Source organism: Bacillus sp. AFS001701, assembly GCF_002559405.1.
Classification (GTDB): Bacteria; Bacillota; Bacilli; order Bacillales; family Bacillaceae_G; genus Gottfriedia.
The window spans coordinates 1-3,455 of the sequence record NZ_NTZO01000607.1; the positions used below are offsets into that span (position 1 = coordinate 1).

The 3,455-nt window shown below is 31.3% G+C and carries 3 protein-coding genes; all 3 read right to left on the minus strand.

The genetic code is table 11. The features are described from left to right. Positions 1-36: 36 nt before the first annotated feature. Complete coding sequence (locus CN514_RS23960; RefSeq protein ID WP_098234719.1) at positions 37-1,425, minus strand: APC family permease; 1,389 nt, start codon at positions 1,423-1,425, stop codon at positions 37-39. Between the two features lie 249 nt (positions 1,426-1,674). Next, positions 1,675-2,322: a nitroreductase family protein gene (locus tag CN514_RS23965; protein WP_098234720.1), complete on the minus strand. Its 648-nt coding sequence runs from the start codon at positions 2,320-2,322 to the stop codon at positions 1,675-1,677. An 11-nt stretch (positions 2,323-2,333) separates the two neighbouring features. Further along, positions 2,334-3,455: ABC transporter ATP-binding protein (locus CN514_RS23970; RefSeq protein ID WP_141529508.1), on the minus strand; the 1,122-nt coding region annotated here is incomplete at its 5' end.

Genomic DNA, 3,455 nt, shown 5'->3' on the forward strand with positions numbered 1-3,455 from the left:
CTAAATTATTTTAATATAAATAATTTAGGTTTTTTATTAGTTTTTCATTTGTTTCTTTTTACCGTTTGTTCCATTACTGTAAAGGATAAATCCAATACATCCGAATAAAATCGGTCCAAGTACGATTGGTAAATATTCTAATAATGTAGTATTTGGAGCTGGAATAAGCGTTAAACCGATTGTACCAACTACTGAAATCATTCCGATGAGTGCAACGAATATAGCTAGTGAATTGCTTTTAATTTTAAACGGTCTGCTTATTTTTTTATCAGACATCCGAAGTTTAAGATATGCACTAATTAAAAATACATAAGGGATAAAAAATGCCAAAGTCGACATTAAAATTAGCATATTTAATGCCTTTGAGACACTTGGTACAAAAGCAGAAAGAATTAAAATGAATGTAACTGCAACAGCTTGACCAAATACTAAAATTGATGGCATACCATCTTTATTTTCTTTTAATAAGTTTTTAGGAAGAACATCCTTTGCACTTTCAGCAATCATCACACTAGGATTCAAAATTAAAAATGAAAGAGATCCTACAAATGCTAATACAAAGCAGATCCCTAAAATTTGAGAAAGTGAAAAATTTAGTCCAAATTGTGAAGTTATTTTATCCGCAAATAAGTATAATGCAGTCGCAGTTTGGTCAGATGAAATTGTAATGACAAACTGGAAAGCAACTGTAGCAAGTATATAAACTAATGCAATTATAATTGATGTAATAAAAATTGCTCTCGGAAATGTTTTTTGTGGGTTTCTTACATTCCCCGCTATCGTTCCTAGCATTTCTGCCCCTGAAAAACCAAACATTAATGTTGATAAAAACATAATCGTTCCAAATGATACATTATTTGGCATGATTGTACTTTGTGTAAAGTTAGTAGCGCTTGGTTGACCGCTAATCATACTATAAAATCCGAAACCAAATATTAATATTGCTGGAACTAATACGCCTAGTGGTGCACCGATCGACGCAAGTCTTCCGCTCATTTTAGTCCCTTTTAATGTAAGTAATGTAACAATCCAAAATATAACACTAGATATAATAGCTGTTTTCATAGGATGACTTGACATTTGTGGCTGGTTAATTCCATATGCAATCGCAATTGTAGTTGTTAATAAAAGTGACGGATAATACGTAAAATTAGCAATCCAAAAAAACCACGAACATAAAAATGAAGCTTTTTCTCCAAAAGCTTTTCGAACCCAAACCCCCATACCGCCTTGATTTGGGTAGGTTGTAGATAATTCAGCTACAATTAATCCAATTGGAATAAAATAAATTAACGCTGCAACAATCCAATAAAATATAGCTGAAGGACCAATTGTTGAAGCAAAAGCAATATTACGTAATCCTAAAATAGCATTTATACTTAAAAATGATAAACCCATAACACCTAGTTTTTTAGTCGAATCCATGTTGATACTGCACCTTTCAATAAAAAAATCTTTACTTTTTAATCACTTGAGTAATTATACAAATATATTAATATAAATTCAATCGTTATTCTATACTAGTATAACATTTTGGATTGATGTAAAATTTCATCTTTAAATGACGGGTTATTGATAAAGTTTTGAACTTTGTTAATAGAGTCGATATCTAGTTAATTCTTCTATAAAAAACAAAAAACCCACGAGTAATTTCCTCGTGGGCTACTTAATTTATTAATCAACGTAACGAATAATTTCTGCAACTTCTTTACGTGCAAGTTTTTTTGCAGGTTCTGATGGATATCCAAGTGAAATGACCATGTTAATTTCGCGGTTTTCCTCGATCTCTAAATACGTTCTAAGTTTATCTTGAGCTAATAGGACAGGACCAGTCATTGGACATGTTCCTAAGCCTAATGCATGTGCTGCTAACATTAAGTTTTGTGATGCTAAGCAGCTACTTTTAATTCCTTCTTCTTTCCAAACTTCATTTTCAACAAAGCCAATTGGATCAAATATTTTTGTTCTGAATTTTGATTCATAAGGTGTTGCTAAACAAATTATTAAAACTGGTGCTTCTCTAAATGCTGTTGCATAAGGACCAAAAGAACGAACTAATAGTTTACCTTCTTTTTCTAATCCTTTTTCTTTTGCTTTTTCAGCAACTTCATGTAGAGAATCCCATGTCATCTCTTCAATTTTTTTAATTTTGTCAGTGTTTTTAATAATGATAAACTCCCAAGTTTGTGAGTTTGTATCACTTGGAGCATAACGTGCGCAGTCAATAATTTCTTCAATTATTTCATTTGATACTGCTTGATCAGTAAATTTTCGAATACTTCTTCTTCCGTGAATAACTTCTTTAAACGAATTGTAATCCATGCTTCCACCCTTTATTGTATATGCTGATCTTCATTCATCCCTTGATGTTTTACTAATTCATAGTAAAAACCTTGTTTATCAATTAGTTCTTCATGTGAACCTCTCTCTATACACATTCCATTTTTCAAAACAAGTATTTGATTAGCATTTTTAATTGTATTTAGTCGATGAGCAATGACAAAGCTTGTTCGGCCTTGCATTAGTCTTTGTAAAGCTTCTTGAATTTTAATTTCAGTAATTGTATCAATACTACTTGTTGCTTCATCTAAAATTAAAATTGCAGGATTTGCTAGAATAGCTCGAGCAATTGAGAGAAGTTGCTTTTGACCTTGACTAATTTGCTGATCATCTTGATGTAAAATTGTATCATATCCTTTTGAAGATTTCATAATAAAACTATGTGCATTCGCAAGCTTTGCAGCCTCTTCTACTTCTTCATCTGATGCATCTAAACGACCATATCGAATATTTTCTCGAATTGTTCCTTTAAATAAAAATGAATCTTGTAAAACAAATGCCATTTGTTGTCTTAAGTTTTTTCTAGAATATTGACCAATACTTACACCATCTATGAGTATATCACCACTATTGATTTGATAAAAGCGTGAAAGTAAATTTACTACAGTCGTTTTACCTGCACCAGTCGGTCCGATTAAGGCAATTGTCTCACCTTGTGTTACTTTGAATGAAACATCTGTTAATGTATTTGAATCCTTCCCATAAGAAAAATTAACATTTTTATATTCAACTTCACCTTGAATAACTTTTTGATCGTTATTAATATGGGATTCATCAATTGCTTCAATATCCTCATCAATGATAGAGAATACTCTTTCAGCTCCAGCGATCGCAGAAAGTAATGTATTAAACTGATTTGATAAATCGTTTAGTGGACGAGTAAATTGTCTTGAATACTCAGTAAATACAACAATTGTACCAATCGAGATATGTCCTTTATAGGCAAAGTAACCGCCAATACCTGCAATGATTGCAAAGCTTACATTGTTTAAAACATTCATGAATTTAGGAATAAATCCGGCAAAGATAAATGCCCAAAATCCTGAGTTTTTCAATTTTTCATTTTTATTTAAAAAATCACGAATCATTTTATCTTCTTGAGAAAACGTCTTGAT

Coding starts and splice junctions, on each gene's coding strand:
- CN514_RS23960 (WP_098234719.1), bottom strand. CDS start 1,425: ATGGATTCGACTAAAAAACTAGGTGTTATGGGTTTATCATTTTTAAGT.
- CN514_RS23965 (WP_098234720.1), bottom strand. CDS start 2,322: ATGGATTACAATTCGTTTAAAGAAGTTATTCACGGAAGAAGAAGTATT.